The sequence below is a fragment of the Trinickia violacea genome, assembly GCF_005280735.1.
GTDB lineage: Bacteria > Pseudomonadota > Gammaproteobacteria > Burkholderiales > Burkholderiaceae > Trinickia_A > Trinickia_A violacea.
Window position 1 is genome coordinate 3,428,462 of the sequence record NZ_CP040078.1, and the last position, 19,301, is coordinate 3,447,762.

General features: G+C 66.3%; 14 protein-coding genes. 6 read left to right on the forward strand and 8 right to left on the reverse strand.

All coding sequences use genetic code 11. The features are described 5' to 3' along the window. Positions 1-28: 28 nt before the first annotated feature. Positions 29-514 (reverse strand): GFA family protein, encoded by a 486-nt coding sequence (locus FAZ95_RS37545; protein WP_137337344.1) that lies wholly within the window; start codon positions 512-514, stop codon positions 29-31. 169 nt (positions 515-683) lie between these two features. On the opposite strand from FAZ95_RS37545, the gene FAZ95_RS37550 reads away from it, so the two are divergent. Continuing rightward, on the forward strand, positions 684-1,118 hold the full coding sequence (locus FAZ95_RS37550) for an MbcA/ParS/Xre antitoxin family protein (RefSeq protein WP_175425872.1): 435 nt from the start codon (positions 684-686) through the stop codon (positions 1,116-1,118). After that, on the forward strand, positions 1,115-1,855 hold the full coding sequence (locus tag FAZ95_RS37555) for an RES family NAD+ phosphorylase (protein WP_175425873.1): 741 nt from the start codon (positions 1,115-1,117) through the stop codon (positions 1,853-1,855). The genes FAZ95_RS37550 and FAZ95_RS37555 overlap by 4 nt, the downstream gene beginning before the upstream one ends. Here the strand turns inward: FAZ95_RS37555 and FAZ95_RS37560 are convergent, their stop codons facing one another. The 7 genes from FAZ95_RS37560 to FAZ95_RS37585 all read right to left on the reverse strand — a co-directional run bounded on the left by FAZ95_RS37560 (position 1,856) and on the right by FAZ95_RS37585 (position 7,404). Beyond that, the gene (locus FAZ95_RS37560) at positions 1,856-2,593 is read right to left on the reverse strand and encodes a metallophosphoesterase (protein WP_137337345.1); all 738 of its coding nucleotides are present in this window, start codon (positions 2,591-2,593) and stop codon (positions 1,856-1,858) included. Positions 2,594-2,823: 230 nt separating this feature from the next. Beyond that, a complete protein-coding gene (locus tag FAZ95_RS37565) occupies positions 2,824-4,251 on the reverse strand; it encodes a c-type cytochrome (protein WP_254700199.1) in 1,428 nt (475 codons plus the stop codon). A 19-nt stretch (positions 4,252-4,270) separates the two neighbouring features. Then, positions 4,271-5,872: a GMC family oxidoreductase gene (locus FAZ95_RS37570; RefSeq protein WP_137337346.1), complete on the reverse strand. Its 1,602-nt coding sequence runs from the start codon at positions 5,870-5,872 to the stop codon at positions 4,271-4,273. A gap of 8 nt (positions 5,873-5,880) precedes the next feature. Next, a complete protein-coding gene (locus FAZ95_RS37575) occupies positions 5,881-6,450 on the reverse strand; it encodes a sugar dehydrogenase complex small subunit (RefSeq protein WP_137337347.1) in 570 nt (189 codons plus the stop codon). A 265-nt stretch (positions 6,451-6,715) separates the two neighbouring features. Next, on the reverse strand, positions 6,716-6,931 hold the full coding sequence (locus FAZ95_RS37580; RefSeq protein WP_137337348.1) for a hypothetical protein: 216 nt from the start codon (positions 6,929-6,931) through the stop codon (positions 6,716-6,718). Between the two features lie 22 nt (positions 6,932-6,953). Beyond that, positions 6,954-7,130 carry a hypothetical protein gene (locus tag FAZ95_RS39690; RefSeq protein ID WP_175425717.1) on the reverse strand — a complete coding sequence of 59 codons (177 nt, stop codon included), beginning with the start codon at positions 7,128-7,130 and terminating at the stop codon, positions 6,954-6,956. Between the two features lie 31 nt (positions 7,131-7,161). Next, a complete protein-coding gene (locus FAZ95_RS37585; RefSeq protein ID WP_137337349.1) occupies positions 7,162-7,404 on the reverse strand; it encodes a hypothetical protein in 243 nt (80 codons plus the stop codon). Between the two features lie 377 nt (positions 7,405-7,781). Here FAZ95_RS37585 and FAZ95_RS37590 point away from each other — a divergent pair, with 377 nt between their 5' ends. The 4 genes from FAZ95_RS37590 to glgX are packed head-to-tail and all read left to right on the forward strand — an operon-like array spanning position 7,782 to position 19,255. Beyond that, complete coding sequence (locus FAZ95_RS37590; protein ID WP_137337350.1) at positions 7,782-11,297, forward strand: maltotransferase domain-containing protein; 3,516 nt, start codon at positions 7,782-7,784, stop codon at positions 11,295-11,297. Continuing rightward, positions 11,287-14,733 (forward strand): maltose alpha-D-glucosyltransferase, encoded by a 3,447-nt coding sequence (gene treS, locus FAZ95_RS37595; RefSeq protein ID WP_137337351.1) that lies wholly within the window; start codon positions 11,287-11,289, stop codon positions 14,731-14,733. The genes FAZ95_RS37590 and treS overlap by 11 nt, the downstream gene beginning before the upstream one ends. After that, entirely contained in the window at positions 14,726-17,017 is a 2,292-nt protein-coding gene (gene glgB / locus FAZ95_RS37600) for a 1,4-alpha-glucan branching protein GlgB (RefSeq protein ID WP_437437771.1), read from the forward strand. Before treS ends, glgB begins: the two co-directional genes overlap by 8 nt. 30 nt (positions 17,018-17,047) lie before the next feature. Then, positions 17,048-19,255 (forward strand): glycogen debranching protein GlgX, encoded by a 2,208-nt coding sequence (glgX, locus tag FAZ95_RS37605; protein ID WP_137337352.1) that lies wholly within the window; start codon positions 17,048-17,050, stop codon positions 19,253-19,255. Positions 19,256-19,301 lie beyond the last annotated feature (46 nt).

The window sequence follows — 19,301 nt, forward strand, 5'->3', positions numbered from 1 at the left end:
CGCGTGACCGTGCGCCGCATGAATCGCCCTACTTCCCCAGTCGGGCGCGCAGCACCCGCCGTCTTTCGAGACTCTCCTCGGGCCAGTACTGTTTGGCGTCGTAATACGCCTCGACCGCAGGCGTGTCCTCCGGCAACACCACCCACGGCTGCTTCGATGCGGTAAAGATATGGATATCGGGCGGCAGGCGATCCGGATTTTCCAGCGTGCCGACGCGGATAAAGCGCACCGCATCGCCGCCGCCTGCGTAGTGGCTCCAGACCGCGATACGGCACGTTGGACAGCGCGCGATCTTCTGCCCTTTCCCACTGTTGGACGGCGTCACGACGATCTCCGGCTCGCCCGCCAGCAGCTCGACGCGCTCCGCTTCGATCATCGCGTTCAGCGCAAACGATGCGCCCGTTTCGCGCTGGCACCAGCGGCAATGGCAACAGTGGACGAACAGCGGGGCGCTCAAAAGCCGGTAGCGAATCGCGCCGCAGGTGCAGCGTCCGTCGATCGGGTAGCCGTTCATACTGGTCTCCGTTGGGTTCATCTCGTTCGAATCATGCGGCCGGGGATCGGCGCATCGTAGGACGCCACATCCCATGACGCAACGCGCGTCGCCGCGTCGCATCCATCCGGCCTTGCTAAAATCCAAAAATGGACTAATATTCACGCATAGTTTATTTAGAGATTACACTATGTCTTCCGCCGCCCACCTGTCGCCGTCCGCGCGAGCCCCGTCGCCGCGCTCCGCGGCGTCGCTCGCCGAGATGTCCGCGGCCGGCCTGCGCGCATTCTTCAACATCGCCCGCGATTGGGATTTGTCGGTCGAGGATCAAATCGTCCTGCTCGGCTCGCCGGGCCGCTCGACGTTCTTCAAGTGGAAGTCCGCGCCGCAAACCGCCCGCCTTGGCCGCGATACGCTCGAGCGGCTGTCGCTTTTGCTCGGCATTTACAAGGCACTGCAGATCCTGCTGCCGCAACCGTCGGCGGCCGATGGCTGGATCAAGCGTCCGAACAGCGCGCCGCCCTTCGGCGGCAAGCGCGCGCTCGACCGCATGCTCGCCGGCAACATCAGCGATCTCGTCGCGGTGCGCCAGTATCTCGATGCGATGCGGGGCGGCTGGGCGTGACGGACACGAACTGGCAGGACCGCTGGCGCGCGTTGCCCAACTCGTTGACGATCACGCCGCTCGACTGGTCGCCCGCGTATCGCGTGATCCCTACGCGCTTTCCGGCTGTGAACCTGTTCGATCGCGTCGCGTCGCCCGAAGATTTCGACGCGCTCTACGCGCTCGAAGCGATGACCAACGACCGCCTGCGCACCGAAGTCGGCGAGCTCGACCTCGTGCCGCTCGAAGAACGCCGCTTCGGGCCGGGCTACGGGCCGATCATGGCTGCCTTCACGCACCTGAATCCGCTCGGCAGCCGCTTTTCGGACGGCTCGTACGGCGTGTTCTATTGCGCGCGCGAACGCCGCACGGCGATCGCCGAAACACGCTTTCACACCGGCAACTTTCTTGCCGCGACCCACGAGGCGCCGATGCGGCAGCAGATGCGGCTCTATACGGTGATCGCGCAAGGCGATGCCGTCGATTTGCGCGGCAACGCGGCGCTCGACCCTGGGGGCGGATTTCCGTCCGTGCTGTCGCCGACCGACTACACGGCTGGCCAAGCGCTCGGGCGCGCGGCGCGGGCGGCGGGTGCGGAAGGGATTGCGTATCCGTCCGTGCGCGATGCCGAGGGCGGCGAATGTCTCGCGGCATTCAAGACGACGATCCTGCGCGATTGCCATCACGCGGCGTATCTGGAATACAACTGGAACGGCAGCGCGATCGACAGCGTGTTCGAATTGAGCCAGGTGGGGTGATCAAGGCAACGCGATCTGCGCTGCGCCTTCGGCCTGCGCGGTATCGACCGACACCGACCACACGCGCGGCGTCAACGCCTCGGTGATCGTCAGCTTGCCCGTCAGCGCAAAGGCGCCGGTATCGACGAACACTTGCGAGCCGATACGCCCCATGTCGCGCATCGGCGTGTGTCCGCAGTAGGTAATCGAGAGCCCGGCCTGCCGGCCTGGGTCGCTATTGCCGAGCGCCAGCTCGCGGCCCCACAGCATTTGCTGTCGCACGTGGTCGGTGAAATCGGCGGAATCGAGCTCCGCATCGCTGCCGAAAAATTCGGCATGCAGAATATTGAAGCGCGCCGCGCCCGCCCCTACCACGCGCACGAGCGGCAACTCCCTCAGACGCTTGGCATACAGGATCAACTGCTCCTCGCTCAACGCGTCGGCCCACGCGCCGCCGATCCCGTACCACCAGTTGCGCCGCATCGTGCCTTCGACAACCGCGCACAGCGCTTCCTCGTGATTGCCGAGCACCGCGTAGAACCAGGGCTTGTCGAGCAGGGCGAGCGCATCCTCCGACTGGCTGCCGCGATCGATCAGATCGCCGACCGAAAACAGACGATCGCGTGTGGGGTCGAACGCGATTTCCCGCAGCAAATAGCGCAGCGCATCGACGCAGCCATGCAGGTCGCCCACCACGAAATCGCGTCCGTTGCTATTGGACGCGTGGCGGCAAACGACAGGGAAGAGTTCGGTATCCATAAGCGCATCATAGTGCGGGCCGCGTGACACGTCTGCGGCGCGCCGAGCGTTCGAAACATCTGGAAACGTTTAAGCGGTGGCGGAAAGCGGTTTGTCGCTTGATTCACGATTTTTGCGCAGGCCATGTAGGCTCTGCGCAACACGTGTGCCTTAAGAAAACCTTAATCGTGCGGCGCGACGCGGCCCCGCAGATTGCGCGGGACCGCGTTGCGGCATGCTCGCCCGAGCCGTCACTGTTGCTGTGCGCGCAGCTTCGCGACTTGATCGACGGTGATCGTCGAGCCCGGGTTGCCGAACTGCCTGGTCACGTAGTTCGAGATAGCGGCCACCTGAGCGTCGGAGAGTTGCGATGCGAACTCCGGCATCAGCACGTCGGCATCCTTCGTCGTCCGCTCGACACCGTGCAGGATCACCATCGCGAGATTGCTCGCATCGGCTGCGCCCGCGACGCTGTTATGGATCAGCGACGGATACGCCCCCGGCGCGCTCGCGCCGACACCCTGCCCGCTCCAGTTGTGACACGTCGCGCAGTTCGCGATGAACAGCTGTGCGCCGTTGACGCCCGCGATCTTCGTGCCGCGCAGGGTCGTCACATCGTCGTGAGCGGGCGCGCCCCATTGGTCGCGGGCACGCGTCTCGCCGCCCGCGACCGGCGGCAACGAACGCAGGTAGGTGCCGATCGAGCGCAGGTCTTCGTCCGTGAGGTACTGCGTGCTGTCCTCGACGACCTGCGCCATCGGCCCTGCCGCGTTCGCGCGGCCCGGCGCGACGCCCGTCGACAGATAGCTTGCGAGGTCCGCGCCCCCCCATGCGCCGATGCCGCTCGTCTTGTCGGGCGTGATGTTGAACGCGTGCCAACCCGATACCGTCGCGCCCGAGAAGCGGTCGGTCGATTTCAGCCCTTGCATGAAATTGCGCGGCGTGTGGCATTCCTCGCAATGCGCGAGACCTTCGACCAGATACGCGCCGCGATTCCACTCCGGGCTTTGCTTCGGGTCGGGCACGAAGCGGCCTTCGTCGAAGTTGAAGAGGTTCCAGACGACCATCAGCCAGCGCAGATTGAACGGGAACGAGAGCGCGTTGCGCGGCGGCGCGTAGTGAATCGGTTCGACCGTCTTCAGATAGGCGCGGATCGCGAGCACGTCGCGCTCGGTTACGCGCGTGTATTCGGGGTACGGAAACGCCGGATACAAACGCTCCCCGCTCTTGCCGATGCCTTCGTGCATCGCGCGCACGAAGTCGGCGTCGGTCCAGCGGCCGATGCCGGTATTGGGGTCCGGCGTGATGTTCGGCGTGTAGATCGTGCCGAACGGCGTCGAGATCGGCACGCCGCCCGCGAACGGGCGCGCCTTGTCCGCGGTGTGGCAGGCAATGCAATCGCCCGCGCGCGCGAGATATTCGCCGCGCTTCACGAGGCTCGCGCCCGCCGCGTCGCTTGGCAACGCGGCCTCGGTGCCCGATGCCGGCGAGCCGCTCGCGGGGCCCTCGGCGGCCGCGAGCGCGATCGGCGATTCGTCGGCCGGCGACGGGTCCGGCTCGGCCGACGCGTGCCACGCGAGATACAGCGCAAACAGCGAAAACGCCGCGGCGAGGCCGCCCATGCGCTTGGGCCAGCGGCGAGGGTCAGCGGGCTTGCCGCGAGACCTGGGGTTCGTCATCGAGTGTCTCCGTCAAGTCTCACAGTTCGCGCTTGAGCTTGTCGGCGAGCTTCAGCGACAGCGCCGCAATCGTCAGCGTGCAGTTGACGGACGCAGCGGACGGCATCACGCCGCTGCTCGCGATAAAGAGGTTCTGATGATCGTGCGTGCGGCAATCGGCGTCGACGACCGAATCGCCCGCGTCGTTGCCCATGATCGTCGTGCCCATGATGTGATTGTTCGGCGCGAAGGTATCGTCGAACGCGACCTCGGTGCCGCCGAACAGCGCCGCGATCTGCGCGTAGAGCTCGTGCGTGTTCGCCGCGCTCTTCGTCACGTAGTCGTTGATCGAGTAGTAGATCTCGGGTTGCGGAATGCCGAGCGCGTCTTTGTGATCGGCCGACGGCACGATGCGGTTCCCGGGCTCCGGCAGGTGCTCGTGGAAGCTGTTGATCGTGAGCAGGCGCGCGGCGCGGTCGCGGATCTGACGGTCCAGTTCGGCGCCCGTCAGGCCCTGTTGCAGCAGCGCGGCGGTGATCGCCATCGTCGGTACGCCGTTCGACAGATGCAGCTTCTTCGCCGCGTAATCGGAGCGGAACGCGCCGTCGCGGAAGCTCACGATCGATGTCATCTCCATCGGCCCGCGCCCCGGCCACAGCGCCTCGTTCGCCAGAAAGCTCACACCGGTGCCGGGATGGTCCATCAGATTGCGGCCCACTTGATCGGAGCTGTTGCCGATGCCGTGCGGGAATGTGTCAGTGGTCGACATCAGCATCAGCTTGGGGGTTTCGATGCCGTTCGCGGCCAGCACGAAGAGCTTGCCTGTGATGCGTGTCGTCGCGCCGCTGGGGTCCTTGTAGTGGACCGCGGTGATGAGCCCCTTGTCGTCGGCCTCGACGCGGTAGACCACCGCCTGCGCAATCAGCTTGGCGCCGGCCTGCTCGGCCTTCTCGGCGTGAATCGCGCCGTTGTACATCGCCGCGATCGGGCAGATTGGCATGCAATTGTTGTTGCCGCAGCAGGTCGGGCGAGCGTCGTAGGGACGGCTGTTGCGCGCGACCGGCTCGGGCACGACCTTGAAATTCTGCGCGTTGAGGACATCGGAGAAGCGCTGATCCATGTACGACAGCGGCAGCGCTTTCATCGGGTATGGCTTGCTGCGCGGCGAACCCAAGTCGATCGACGCATCGGGACCGGAAACGCCCAACTGCACTTCAGCCGCGTAGTACCAGGGCTCCAGCGTCTCGTACGGATAGGGCCAGTCGCGGCCGACGCCGTACATCGTCTTCAGCTTGAAATCCGACGGCAGCAGACGCCAAGTCGCCGCCGCCCAATGCCACGTCGTGCCGCCGACGAGCCGGATGTACTGCGAGTTGTACGGATACACGCCCTTCTGAATCAGATAGCCGTTCGGCGGCGAGTACTCGGGATGCGGTGCGTAAGGCGCCGAAGGATACGGCGTCGCGAAATCGGCCTTGGCGGGCGAGTTGCGGAAATTTTCGACGATCTGCCAGCGCGGGATGCGCGGCCCCGCTTCGAGCAGGATCACCGACGCGCCCGCGAGTGCGAGCTGATGCGCGATCAAACTGCCTGCGACGCCCGAGCCGACTACGACGACATCGGCTGAATTGTTGACTGCCATGTTAGCTTTCACCCGATCGACGGTTTCTGCGCCCAATAGAACGGCACGTCTCTGCAGTACGAGGGGATCGTCAGCACGTCCTTGACCGGATCGAACATCAGCGCCCGCTCGTAGGCGACGACCTGCACCTTCGGCATGTCGCCGACGAGGCCCAGATACCACGCGCGCATGACCTGGCCGACCGTCTTCGCGAGATTCGGCTGGTCGACCGCGAGCGCCTGCGTGACGGTATCGCTGGGCACCGAGGCGTGCCCTTGCAGCCACGTGTTGAGGGCGGCGACGTTCTGCGTGAATTGGCTGTCGGCTTTCGAGAGCGCGTCGTAGACGCGCTTGCCGAGAATCGAATCGAAGCTCGTGCGGCCGGTCAGTTGCTGCGAGAGCGCGAGGAAGGCGTCGAGGCCGCCGCCCGCGGGCGGCGTGTACGCAAACGCGGGCGAAACGCCGAACGGCAACCCGATGCTTGCCGCCGCGCCGAAGGCGAGCGCAACCGCCGACGCGCATGTTCCGAGCACGAACTGCCTGCGAGAGACCGCGGATGACGCCGTCTCTGGCGCGTCGTCCGCTTGGGGATCTGTCATGTGGGCTCCAGATGATGTCTGGTGTGATTCAGCCGGCCTGGTCCGGCTGTCCGCCCCCGAGTTGGTCTTGTCGCCGCCGTATGGCGGTCTTGTGCACTCTGGCGGTAGCAACGGCCCCACATCGGCCGCCGTTTCGCTGGCTGAAACTATAGCGGTGATGGGGTCATTTCACAATTCTTGACCTTCGCGGTTTTTTCCCGCTCGGCCGTCACAGCGCCGGCTTCATCGATCTTGTCGTTCTATTTCGACGTGGCCGCGCTGGGTATTACCGGGCCGCGAGGCGCATGCAATCGTCGGTTTCCGGTGACGCACAGGCCATCGTGTACTCGCCGGTCCAGCGCAGTGCGTCCTTGCCGTACTGCAGGCCGTTTTGGAACGCGTCAGGGTGGTCTTCGTACGCGATCAGCAAGGTGCAGCCGAGCGCGAACATCACGACCAGCGTGAACGCGATCCGCTCGAAAACTCGAAAACGATAAGGCATGGCTCGTCCGTCCGCTCGAGCATCACCACTGGCGGCGCGACTCGACGCGCACGCGGCGCTCATGCGCCTCGGCCACGATGGCGCACGTTTCCAGATGCAGCGTCAGCGCACGGCGCGCTTCGCGACGGAGCGCAGCGGCAAATTCGGCCAGGGCTTTGGAGAGCGAGGATTCCACGACGAAGGAGGTCAGGGCTTTCATGGCGATTAGGGTTTTGTCCTAGGTGATAACCCTAATTATAGAGATAGGGCTGCTGCGTCGCAACAATCCAATATTCGTTGTTGCCAATTTGCGTCGATGCGTCGCGCGGGTCGCCGTCTCGCACCGGCCACACAAGGAAAACGAGGCAGCCGTGGCGAAAATAAATGGGGTCACCTTTTTTATCCGCCTGTCGCCGCCCGCCATGTAAAAAAGCGGTGCCGCCGGATGTCACTTTTACAGACCCATGCCATCGATTCGCGGGCCGCGCAATCATCCGATCAAATCCCTGGCGTAACGGAGTGCAATCCTCTCCTCACCTTTCCCGCATCACGCGCATACACTTCTCTGAGATACCGAAATCCGCCGCGCCAAGTCAGGCGCAATCGATCGTTTCGATCGATTCGATCGATGCATGACGACGCCAACGCGCCCGATCCCGTCGCCCGACGATGAGGATCGGCGCAACGCCTGCCGTCGGGTTTCGTCGAGTACGGCATGCAATCTGCTTGGGCTTCGGGGACTCGCTCCCTGCGCCGCAACGATGCAGCACCGCGCGCGCGGAGGTACCAGCCGGAGGTAACGGCTCTAGAAGCCTGATGTGATCGCACCTTGCCGTGCATCCACACCGCAGGACGAATCTGGAACAGACCGATGGAACTTCGTCACGCGTATGCGCCGCGGATCTATTTCCTTCATCCCCTTCTCGTCGGGCCGCTCGGTGCCTGGCCCGCGCAGTTCGAGCATGCTGCCGCGCTTGGCTTCGATCACGTCCTGATCGGCTCGCCGTTTCTGCCGGGGCATGCGGGCCATCTGCAAGTGATCGCCGATCACGAGCGCCTGCATCCCGCGTTCGAATCGGCATTGCCCGCGCGCGACGCGCTCGGCATGCTCGCCGAAGTCGCGGGCAAGGCCGGGCTCGCGTTGCTGCTCGACGTGATCGTCGATCGCGTGGCGGCCGATAGCGCGCTGCATCTGCACAACCCGCAGTGGTTCCAGCCGTTCGAGCCCGAGGATGCGCGGCTCGATCCGCGGCACGCCCGGCGCGAGGACAACGTCGCGTATGCCAACTTCAACGGCGGAGAAGCGTCGTCACGCTTGACCGAATGGTGGGCGAACCAGTTGCTCGCGCTCGCCGATGCGGGCGTCGCGGGCTTTCGCTTCGATTCGCCGCATCGCGTGCCGGCGCACGTGTGGCGCGAGCTCGGTGCAAAGGTGCGCGAGCGGCACGCGGAGGCACGCTTTCTCGCAGCGACGCCCGGGCTCGCGCGCGGCGATCTTGCGCCGCTCGAAGGCGCGGGGTTCGACAGCGTGTTTTCTTCCGTGCGCTGGTGGGATTTCCGTGCCGATTGGCTGCTCGACGAGCACGCCGCGCTCTCGCGCATTGGCGCGCCGATCGCCTTTCCCGAGGCGCCGTACGGCGCGCGCCTCGCCAGCGACTTTGCCGGCGCGAGCGATGCCGCCATCGTCGAGCGCGGCTATCGGCGCTCGCTATGGACGGCGGCTGCGCTCGGCACCGGCTGGCTCGTGCCGATGGGCTTCGAATACGGCGTCGGAGAAGCACTGTCGTACACGTCGGGCAACGCCGATCGATACGCGGCCGCTTGCACCTCGCCGCGCTTCAATCTCTGCGTCGAACTCGAACACGCGAATGCGCTGCGGCGCGAAACGCCGGCGCTGGCGTCGACCGGCGAGCTGCGCGCGCTGTCGCCCGCAGGAGCAAACGTCGCCGTGCTGCTGCGTGGCGCGTGCGCCGACCTGCGCGATGCCGAAGACGCGGTCCTCTTCGTCGTCAATCCCGAACTGACCACAGCCGCCTTCGTCGACCCCGAGCGCTTCCTCGACGGCGCGCCCGGCAATCTGACGCGCTTCAAGCCGCTGGAAAGCCCCTGCACCGATGCCGCCGTCGCGCTCGAACCGTTCGTGCTCGCGCCCGGCGGCACGCAGCTCTATCGCGCGATGCCCGGCGCGCCGGTCGTCGCCCGGATGGGCAGCGGCAAGCACGCCGCCGCCTTTGCCGCCGCCGCGATTCACGACGCGCTCGAAGCGCCGCGCGTCGCGATCGAGAGCGTGTCGCCGTCGGTCGATCAGGGACGGTTCGTGGTGAAGCGGGTCGTCGGCGAGCGCGTCGAGATCAGCGCCGCGATCTTCGGCGAAGGCCACGACAAGATCGCCGCCGCCGTGATCTGGCGCCCCGCCGACGAGACCGCGTGGCACGAAACGCCGATGGCCCCCGCGCAACCGGCCGGGCTCGACCTGTGGAGCGCGCGCATTCCGCTCGAACGGCTCGGCAGGCACGAATTCACCGTGATCGCGTGGCGCGACGATTTCGCATCGCTCGTCGATCACATGCAGAAGAAGCTGAACGCAAATCAGACGGTCGATCTCGAAGTCGAGGAGGCGCGCCATCTGTTCGCGCGCGTGCTTGCCGAAGTGGAAACAGCGGAAACCGGCGACGGCTCGAAAGACGCAACCGATGCGAGCCAACACCACGCCGCCCACGAGCACCACGACCACGCCTCGCAGCACGCCGCCATCGGCCAACTGAGGCACCTCGTCACGCAGTTCACGCACGCGAGCCCGCAGGGCAGGTTGAGTCTCGTGCTCGCGCCATCGACGGCGGACACGATCGCGGCGGCCCGCCACCGTCCGTTCCTCACGCGCGACGCGACGATCTACCGAATCGACGCCGAGCGCCTCGCCGCGCGCTTCGCGAGCTGGTACGAGATCTTCCCCCGCTCGATGAGCGACGACGCGCACCGCCACGGCACCTTCGACGATGTGATCGCGAAGCTCCCGCGCATCCGCGACATGGGCTTCGACGTGCTCTACTTCCCGCCGATCCACCCAATCGGCCGGATCAACCGCAAGGGCCGCAACAACACGCTCGAGGCGCGGGAGGGCGACGTCGGCAGCCCGTATGCGATCGGCGGCAAGGAAGGCGGCCATACGGCGCTGCATCCGCAGCTCGGCACGCTCGACGACTTCAAGCGCATGCTCGCCGCCGCGCACGATCACGGCCTCGAAATCGCGCTCGACTTCGCGATCCAATGCGCGCCCGATCATCCGTGGCTCACCGAGAACCCTGCGTGGTTCGCATGGCGCCCCGACGGCACGCTGCGCTACGCCGAGAATCCGCCGAAGAAGTACCAGGACATCGTCAACCCGGATTTCTACACGCACGACGCGAAGCCCGCGCTCTGGTTCGCGCTGCGCGACGTCATCCAGTTCTGGATCGACGCGGGCGTGCGCATTTTCCGGGTCGACAATCCGCACACGAAGCCGCTGCCGTTCTGGGAATGGATGATCGCCGACATCCGCTCGCGGCAGCCCGACGTGATCTTTCTCTCCGAAGCGTTCACGCGTCCGCGCCTCATGTACCGGCTCGCGAAGCTCGGCTTCTCGCAGTCGTACACGTATTTCACGTGGCGAGAATCGAAGCGCGATTTCACGGAGTATCTGACCGAGCTGACGACGACCTACGTGCGCGATGTCTTCCGCCCGAACTTCTTCGTCAACACGCCGGACATCAACCCGCGCCATCTGCAAGCGCAGGGACGCGCGGGCTTCATGATCCGCGCGGCGCTGGCGTCGATGCTGTCGGGCCTGTGGGGTATCTATTGCGGCTTCGAGCTGTGCGAGGCGGCGGCGCTGCCCAACAGCGAGGAATATCTCGACTCCGAGAAGTACCAGCTGCGCGTATGGGACTGGAACCGCCCCGGCAACATCGTCGGCACGATCACGGCGCTCAACCGCATCCGCCGCGCGAACCCCGCGCTGCACACGCATCTCGGACTCACGTTCCTGCCCGCGTACAACGACCATATCCTGTGCTTCGAAAAGGCGACCGAAGCGCGCGACAACGTGATTGTCGTCGCGATCAATCTCGATCCGTTCAACGAGCAAGGCGCCGATATCGAGTTGTCGTGGCATACCCACCATCACTGGCGACTCCACGACGGCGATGCGCTTGCCGTCACCGATCTGATGACGGGCGAGCGCTTCGAATGGCATGACCGCCGCCAGCACGTGCGGCTCGATCCGAATACGCGGCCGTTCGCGATTTGGCGGATCGCGCCGGCCGCAGGGCTGCCGCGCGACGAACGCGCCGACACCACCCATACCCATGCCACCGCATCCGGCTCCGCAGAGGTGCACGATGAAGCGTGACGCTCAGCACGAACAGATGAACCCAGCCGCCTCCGAAGCGCACGCGCAGAAAGCCCCGCGCGCGGCGCGCCGCGGGAAACCGGCGCTCTTGTCCGACGACGCGCTCTGGTACAAGGACGCGATCATCTACCAGGTCCACATCAAGTCGTTTTTCGACGCCAACAACGACGGCATCGGCGACTTCCCGGGCCTGCTCGCCAAGCTCGACTACATCGCGGAGCTCGGCGTGACCGCGATCTGGCTGCTGCCGTTCTACCCGTCGCCGCGCCGCGACGACGGCTACGACATCGCCGACTATCGCAGCGTCCATCCCGACTACGGCTCGCTCGCCGACGTGAAGCGCTTTATCCAGGCCGCGCACTCGCGCGGCATCCGCGTGATCACGGAGCTCGTCATCAACCACACCTCGGACCAGCACCCGTGGTTCCAGCGCGCGCGCCGCGCGAAGCCGGGCTCGAACCATCGCAACTACTACGTGTGGTCCGATACCGATACGAAGTACGCGGGCACCCGCATCATCTTCATCGATAGCGAACCGTCGAACTGGACGCACGATCCGGTCGCGGGCGCGTACTTCTGGCACCGGTTCTATTCGCACCAGCCCGACCTGAACTTCGACAACCCCGCCGTGATGCGCGAAGTGCTGCAGGTAATGCGCTTCTGGCTCGACATGGGGATCGACGGCCTGCGGCTCGACGCGGTGCCGTACCTCGTCGAACGCGAAGGCACGATCAACGAAAACCTGCCGGAAACGCACGCGATCCTGAAGAAGATCCGCGCGACGATCGACGCCGAGTATCCGAACCGGATGCTGCTCGCCGAAGCGAACCAATGGCCGGAGGACGTGCAGGAATACTTCGGCGACGAAGACGAATGCCACATGGCGTTCCACTTCCCGCTGATGCCGCGCATCTACATGGCGATCGCGAGCGAAGACCGCTTCCCGATCACCGACATCATGCGGCAGACGCCTGACTTGCTGCCGTCATGCCAATGGGCGATCTTCCTGCGCAACCACGACGAACTGACGCTCGAAATGGTCACCGATTCCGAGCGCGACTACTTGTGGAACACCTACGCGAGCGACCGGCGCGCGCGCCTGAACCTCGGCATCCGCCGCAGGCTCGCGCCGCTCATGGAGCGCGACCGGCGCCGCATCGAGCTGATCAACTCGCTGCTGCTGTCGATGCCGGGCACACCGGTCATCTACTACGGCGACGAACTCGGCATGGGCGACAACATCCACTTGGGCGACCGCGACGGCGTGCGCACGCCGATGCAATGGTCGTCGGACCGCAACGGCGGCTTCTCGCGCGCGGACCCCGAGCAGCTCGTGCTGCCGCCCGTGATGGGCTCGCTCTACGGCTTCGATGCGGTCAACGTCGAAGCGCAGAGCCGCGACCCGCATTCGCTCTTGAACTGGACCCGCCGCATGCTCGCGACGCGCCGCGCGAAGCACGCTTTCGGGCGCGGCACGATCCGCTTCTTGAAGCCGAACAACCGCAAGATCCTCGCGTACCTGCGCGAGATGGAGGGCGAGGCGCCGATTCTGTGCGTGGCGAACCTGTCGCGCGCGCCGCAGGCCGTCGAGCTCGATCTGTCCGAATTCGCGGGACACGTCCCGATCGAAATGACCGCCGATTCCGTGTTCCCGCCGATCGGCCAGCTCACTTATCTGCTGACCTTCCCGCCCTACGGCTTCCTTTGGTTCCTGCTGTGCACGGGCGATGCGCGACCGGCGTGGAGCCAGGCGCCGTCGCAGCAACTGCCCGAGTTCGTGACGATCGTGATCCGCGTCGGGCAGTCGGGGCCGACGCCGGAAAACGTGCGGCTGCTCGAATCGGAAGTGCTGCCGTCGTATCTGAGCCGGCGCCGCTGGTTTGCTTCGAAAGACCTGAAGCTGCACGGCGTGCGCCTCGCCGCGCTGACGACGATCCCCGACGCGGGCTTCGCGTTCACCGAAGTCGAAGCCGACGTCGGCAGGCACACCGAGCGCTACGTGCTGCCGATCGCGATCTCCTGGGGCAGCGACACCACCGTGCCGCTCTACATGCAGCTCGCGCTCGCGCGCGTGCGGCGCGGCCGCCACATCGGCCACCTGACCGATGCGTTCGCGGTGCCGCAATTCGCGCACGGCGTGCTCAAGAAAATGCGCGAGCACGCCGTCGTGCCGACCGTGCAGAAAAGCGAGATCCGCTTCGAGCCTACCGCGCGCTTCAGCGAACTCGACGACCTCGACCTGCACGACGAGCCGCCGGAAATCCGCTGGATCGCGGCCGAGCAAAGCAACAGCTCGCTCGTGATCGCGGATCGCGCGGTATTGAAGCTCGTGCGGCGCGTGGTCGGCGGCGTTCATCCCGAGGTGGAGATCAGCCGCCATCTGACCGAGATCGGCTTCGCGAATACCGCGCCGCTGTTGGGCGTGGTCGTGCGCGTCGATCCGGCCGGCGTGCCGCACACGCTCGCGATCCTGCAAGGCTTCATCGACAACCAGGGCGACGCGTGGAACTGGGCGCTCGACTATCTGCGCCGCACCGTCGACGAGCTGGCGCTTGCGGCCGACGCAGAGGCATTCTCCGACGAAGACGTCGAGAAGATCGCGGGCTATCAGACGATGATCGGCATCATCGGCAAGCGCCTCGGCGAGCTGCACGTCGCGCTCGGCAAGCCTAGCGACGACCCGGCGTTCGCGCCCGAGCGCGCCACGCGCGAGGACGTGAAGGCGTGGATCGGCGGCACGCAAACCATGCTCGCGAGCGCGCTCGACCTGCTCGCCGAGCGCCTCGCCAAATTCGGCGATGACGACCCGCTCGGCGAAGACACGCGCCTGCTCGCGCAAAGCCTGATCGATCGCCGCGCGCTCTTGGTCGAGGCGGTCGAAAAACGCGTGCCGCTCGATGTCGACGCGTGGCGCATCCGCATCCACGGCGACTTCCATCTCGGCCAAGTGCTGATCGCGCAGGGCGACGCCTTCCTGATCGACTTCGAGGGCGAGCCCGCGCGGCCGCTCGACGAACGCCGCCGCAAGGCGAGCCCGCTGCGCGACGTCGCGGGGCTGCTGCGTTCGCTGTCGTATGCGAGCGCCGCCGCGCAATCGACGATGGAAGCCGCGCCGCCGCAAGTGGCCGATCGCAAGCGCGCGCTGTTCGACCGCCTGCGCGGCTATGGCGAGGAGAGCTTCCTGCGCGAATACCAGATCGCCGTCGGCGAGATGGCGCAGCCGCTCGTCGCGCCGGAGGCCGAGGCCGCGCTGCTCGATCTGTTCCTCGTCGAGAAGGCCGCGTACGAGATCCGCTATGAGGCCGCCAACCGGCCATCGTGGCTCGGGCTGCCGGTGCGCGGCCTCGCCTCGATTGCGAGCCGCATGCTCGGCGACACGGGCACCCCGAATGGAGCCCGGCCGGCCGCCGCGTCAGAGGGAGCCCCCGATGAGTGAAAACGAACGGTCCACGCAGACGGCCGGGCAAGCTCAAAGCGACGCGGCTCACGAAGGCCTCGTCAAGCCGATCGCCGGACGCGATCCGCGCGCGGGCTTGAACGAGCTCGACATCGAAGCCATCGTCGACGCGCGCCACCCCGATCCGTTCTCGCAACTCGGCCCGCACCGCACCTCGGACGGCCCCGCGGTGCGCGCGATGCTGCCCGGCGCGGCGCAAGTCGAAGTGATCGAGCGCGAGTCCGGCGCATCGCTCGGGCATCTGACGCAGGTGCATCCCGGCGGCTTGTTCGCGGGCGTGATCGAGCGCGCGGCGCCGTATCGCTTGCGCGTCGATTGGCACGGTGCGCAGCAGGAGATCGAAGATACGTATGCATTCGGCCCGGTGCTGTCCGAAGACGCGCTGCAGCGCCTCGCGCACGCGGACCCCTACGCGGTGCTCGAATGCCTCGGCTCGCGACCATGGGAGATGGACGGTGTGCCGGGCGTGCGCTTCGCGGTGTGGGCGCCGAATGCAAGGCGCGTGTCGGTGGTCGGCGACTTCAACACCTGGGACGGGCGCCGCCATCCGATGCGGCTGCGCCACGTGGCGGGCGTGTGGGAGCTGTTCGTGCCGCGCCTCGCCGCCGGCGCGCGCTACAAGTACGAAATCGTCACGCGCGACGGCCACACGCTGCCGCTCAAGGCCGACCCTTGCACGATGCAGACCGAGCGCCCGCCCGCGACGGGCTCGATCGTCGCCGACGCCGCGCGCATCGAGCAGTTCCCGTGGACCGACGGCGCCTGGATGACAAGCCGCGCCGGCCGGCAGACGCCGCACGTGCCCGTCTCCATCTACGAAGTGCACGCCGAATCGTGGCTGCGCGTGAACGAAGAAGGCCGCCGCAATCTCGATTGGTCCGAACTCGCCGACCGCCTGATTCCGTACGTGCTCAGCATGGGCTTCACGCACGTCGAATTCCTGCCGCTCGCCGAACATCCGTTCGGCGGCTCGTGGGGCTATCAGCCGCTCTCGCAGTTCGCGCCGTCGGCGCGCTTCGGCAATCCCGAAGGCTTCGCCGCGTTCGTGAACCGCGCGCATGAAGAAGGGCTCGGCGTGATTCTCGACTGGGTGCCCGCGCACTTCCCGAACGACGCGCACGGCATGATCGCGTTCGACGGCACGCCGCTCTACGAGCACGCCGATCCGCGCGAGGGGTTCCATCAGGACTGGAACACGATGATCTACAACCTCGGGCGCAACGAGGTGAGCGCGTATCTGATCGCGTCGGCGCTGGCGTGGCTGTTGCGCTATCACGTCGACGGGCTGCGCGTCGACGCGGTGGCGTCGATGCTGTACCGCGACTACTCGCGCGGCGAGGGCGAATGGGTGCCGAACCTCTACGGCGGCCGCGAAAACCTCGAATCGATCGCGTTCTTGAAGCGCATGAATCACGAAGTCGCACACGCGCCGGGCGTGGGCGGCGCGATCACCGTCGCAGAGGAATCGACGGCGTGGCCGGGCGTCACCGCACGGCTCGAAGACGGCGGCCTCGGCTTCACGTTCAAGTGGAACATGGGCTGGATGCACGACACGCTCCACTACATGCACGAAGACCCGATCCATCGCCGCTACCACCATCACACGATGACCTTCGGCATGGTCTACGCGTACTCCGAGCGCTTCGTGCTGCCGCTCTCGCACGACGAGGTGGTGCACGGCAAGGGGTCGCTCCTCGGCAAGATGCCGGGCGACCGCTGGCAGCGCTTCGCGAATCTGCGCGCATATTTCGGCTTCATGTGGACGCATCCCGGCAAGAAGCTCATGTTCATGGGCGGCGAGTTTGGGCAGATGGCCGAGTTCGATCACGACGGCTCGCCGCACTGGCACTTGCTCGACGACCCGATGCACCACGGCGTGCAGACGCTCGTGCGCGACCTGAACCGGATGTATGCGGAGGAGCCCGCGCTCCATGCGCTCGATAGCGACGCCGCCGGCTTCGAATGGATCGTCGGCGACGACACGGCCAACAGCGTATTCGCGTACCGCCGCATGGATGGCGTGGGGCATGAGGTCGTCGTCGTCTGCAATCTGACGCCGGTGCCGCGTCAGGGCTATCGCATCGGCTTCGCGCGCGCGGGCCGCTGGAGCGAGATTCTCAACACCGATGCGAGCGTCTACGGCGGCTCGAACATGGGCAACGCGGGGCAGATTCATACGGAGGGCATCGCAAGCCACGGCAGGCCGCAATCGGCGGCACTGACGCTGCCGCCGCTCGCGACGATCGTGCTGCGCGCGGACTAAAAAAGCCTCCTAACAAATCGAACCAATCACATGGCCAATTCCCTACCCGACAAGCTCGAGCCCGGCATGCCCTACCCGCTCGGCTCGACCTGGGACGGCCTCGGCGTCAACTTCGCCGTGTTCTCCGCGAACGCGCAGAAGATCGAGCTCTGCCTGTTCGATACGATGGGCCGCAAGGAACTCACGCGCCTGCCGCTGCCCGAGTGCACCGACGAGATCTGGCACGGCTACCTCCCAGGCGCGCATCCGGGCGCCGTGTATGGCTTTCGAGCCTACGGCCCGTATCAGCCGCAACACGGCCACCGCTTCAATCCCTACAAGCTGCTGCTCGACCCGTACGCGAAGAAGCTCGTCGGCCATTTCCGCTGGTCCGATCCGCTGTTCGGCTATCGCGTGCATTCGAACCGGCAAGACTTGTCGCTGGACCGTCGCGACTCGGCTCCGGCGCTGCCGAAGTGCGTCGTCATCGACGAAGCGTTCGACTGGTCGCTCGACGTGCGCCCCAACGTGCCGTGGTCCGAAACGATCATCTACGAAGCGCATGTGAAGGGCGTGTCGATGCTGAACCCGGAGTTGCGTCCGCACGAACGCGGCACGTTCTCCGCGCTCTGCTCGCCGCGCTTTCTCGACCACCTCCGCGAACTCGGCATCACCGCGATCGAACTCTTGCCCGTGCATGCGTTTCTCAACGAACGCTTTCTGGTCTCGCGCGGGCTCACCAACTACTGGGGCTACAACACCGCGACGTTCTTCGCGCCGGACCCCAGCTACCTGTCGACCCGCCGCTTGAACGAAATGCGTATCGCCGTGCGGCAACTGCATGCCGCGGGCATCGAAGTGATTCTCGACGTCGTCTACAACCACACCTGCGAAGGCAACGAACTCGGCCCGACGATCGCGTGGCGCGGTCTCGACAACGCGAGCTACTACCGGCTGATTCCCGGCGACGAGCGCCACTACATCAACGACACCGGCTGCGGCAACACGCTGAACCTCTCGCATCCGCGCGTGCTGCAGATGGTGATGGATTCGCTGCGCTACTGGTCGACCGCGTACAACATCGACGGCTTCCGTTTCGACCTCGGCGTCACGCTCGGCCGCGAAGGCTCCGGCTTCGATCCCGGCTCGGGCTTTTTCGACGCGATCCGGCAAGACCCGGTGCTGTCGACGCGCAAGCTGATCTCCGAGCCGTGGGACATCGGCCCGGGCGGCTACCAGGTCGGCCACCATCCGCCCGGCTTCGCCGAATGGAACGACAAGTTCCGCGACAGCGTGCGCCGCTTCTGGCGCGGCGACGCCGGCATGCGGCCCGATCTCGCGGCGCGCGTCACGGGCTCGGCCGAACTCTTCAATCGCCGCTTTAGAAAGCCGTGGGCGTCGGTCAACTATGTCGCATCGCACGACGGCTTCACGCTCGGCGACGTCGTCGCGTTCGAGCACAAGCACAACGACGCGAACGGCGAGGAGAACCGCGACGGCCACAACGAGAACTGGAGCGCGAACTGGGGCGCCGAGGGGCCGACGGACGACGCGGTGGTCAACGCCACGCGTGTGCGCGTCGCGCGCTCGATCCTGGCCACCGTCTTCACATCGCTCGGCACGCCGATGCTCGCGGCCGGCGACGAGTTCCTGCGCACGCAGCAAGGCAATAACAACGCGTACTGCCAGGACAACGAGATTTCGTGGCTCGACTGGAACCAGGCGGCGACACCCGAAGGCCGGACGATGACGGCGTTCACCGCGCGGCTCATTGCGCTGCGCAAGCACCATCCGCTCCTGCGCGAGACGCGTTTTCTGCATGGCGACAAGGAAGTGCTGCCGGGGGTCAAGGACGTCGGCTGGTTCGACGAACGCGGCGAGCCCCTGACGAGCGAAGCGTGGCAGGACCCGGAGCGGCGCGCGCTCACGCTGCGCCGCGCGGGCCCTGGCCTCGACGGCGACATCGAGGTGCTGCTGATGATGCTAAACGGGGCGGCAACGCCGCTCAGCTTCAAGCCCCCCCAGCCGCATTGGCAGTGGACCATGCTGATCGACACGGCCGCGCCGGACGCGCCGCCGCACCCGCTCGGCGCGGCCGAGCTGACCGTCGGCGAACACGCGTTTGTCGTGCTGGCCGCGCGGCCTACCAGCTACGTCGCACGACCAGACGAGCCACCGGCCGCAGCCGGGCACGAAGCGGGCGCCACCGTTTACCCGACCGCGCCCGATGCAAACCGCCCTCGCCGTGGCCCCACGTAAACCTAAACTTCATGTCATCGACCGGTTGGCGCTCTTTCGAGGATAG

Excerpts from the sequence above, each read along its gene's own strand:
- FAZ95_RS37545 (WP_137337344.1), bottom strand. The coding sequence starts at position 514 with ATGAACGGCTACCCGATCGACGGACGCTGCACCTGCGGCGCGATTCGC.
- FAZ95_RS37550 (WP_175425872.1), top strand. The coding sequence starts at position 684 with ATGTCTTCCGCCGCCCACCTGTCGCCGTCCGCGCGAGCCCCGTCGCCG.
- FAZ95_RS37560 (WP_137337345.1), bottom strand. The coding sequence starts at position 2,593 with ATGGATACCGAACTCTTCCCTGTCGTTTGCCGCCACGCGTCCAATAGC.
- FAZ95_RS37565 (WP_254700199.1), bottom strand. The coding sequence starts at position 4,251 with ATGACGAACCCCAGGTCTCGCGGCAAGCCCGCTGACCCTCGCCGCTGG.
- FAZ95_RS37570 (WP_137337346.1), bottom strand. The coding sequence starts at position 5,872 with ATGGCAGTCAACAATTCAGCCGATGTCGTCGTAGTCGGCTCGGGCGTC.
- FAZ95_RS37575 (WP_137337347.1), bottom strand. The coding sequence starts at position 6,450 with ATGACAGATCCCCAAGCGGACGACGCGCCAGAGACGGCGTCATCCGCG.
- FAZ95_RS37580 (WP_137337348.1), bottom strand. The coding sequence starts at position 6,931 with ATGCCTTATCGTTTTCGAGTTTTCGAGCGGATCGCGTTCACGCTGGTC.
- FAZ95_RS39690 (WP_175425717.1), bottom strand. The coding sequence starts at position 7,130 with ATGAAAGCCCTGACCTCCTTCGTCGTGGAATCCTCGCTCTCCAAAGCC.
- FAZ95_RS37585 (WP_137337349.1), bottom strand. The coding sequence starts at position 7,404 with ATGATTGCGCGGCCCGCGAATCGATGGCATGGGTCTGTAAAAGTGACA.
- FAZ95_RS37590 (WP_137337350.1), top strand. The coding sequence starts at position 7,782 with ATGGAACTTCGTCACGCGTATGCGCCGCGGATCTATTTCCTTCATCCC.
- treS (WP_137337351.1), top strand. The coding sequence starts at position 11,287 with ATGAAGCGTGACGCTCAGCACGAACAGATGAACCCAGCCGCCTCCGAA.
- glgB (WP_437437771.1), top strand. The coding sequence starts at position 14,726 with ATGAGTGAAAACGAACGGTCCACGCAGACGGCCGGGCAAGCTCAAAGC.
- glgX (WP_137337352.1), top strand. The coding sequence starts at position 17,048 with ATGGCCAATTCCCTACCCGACAAGCTCGAGCCCGGCATGCCCTACCCG.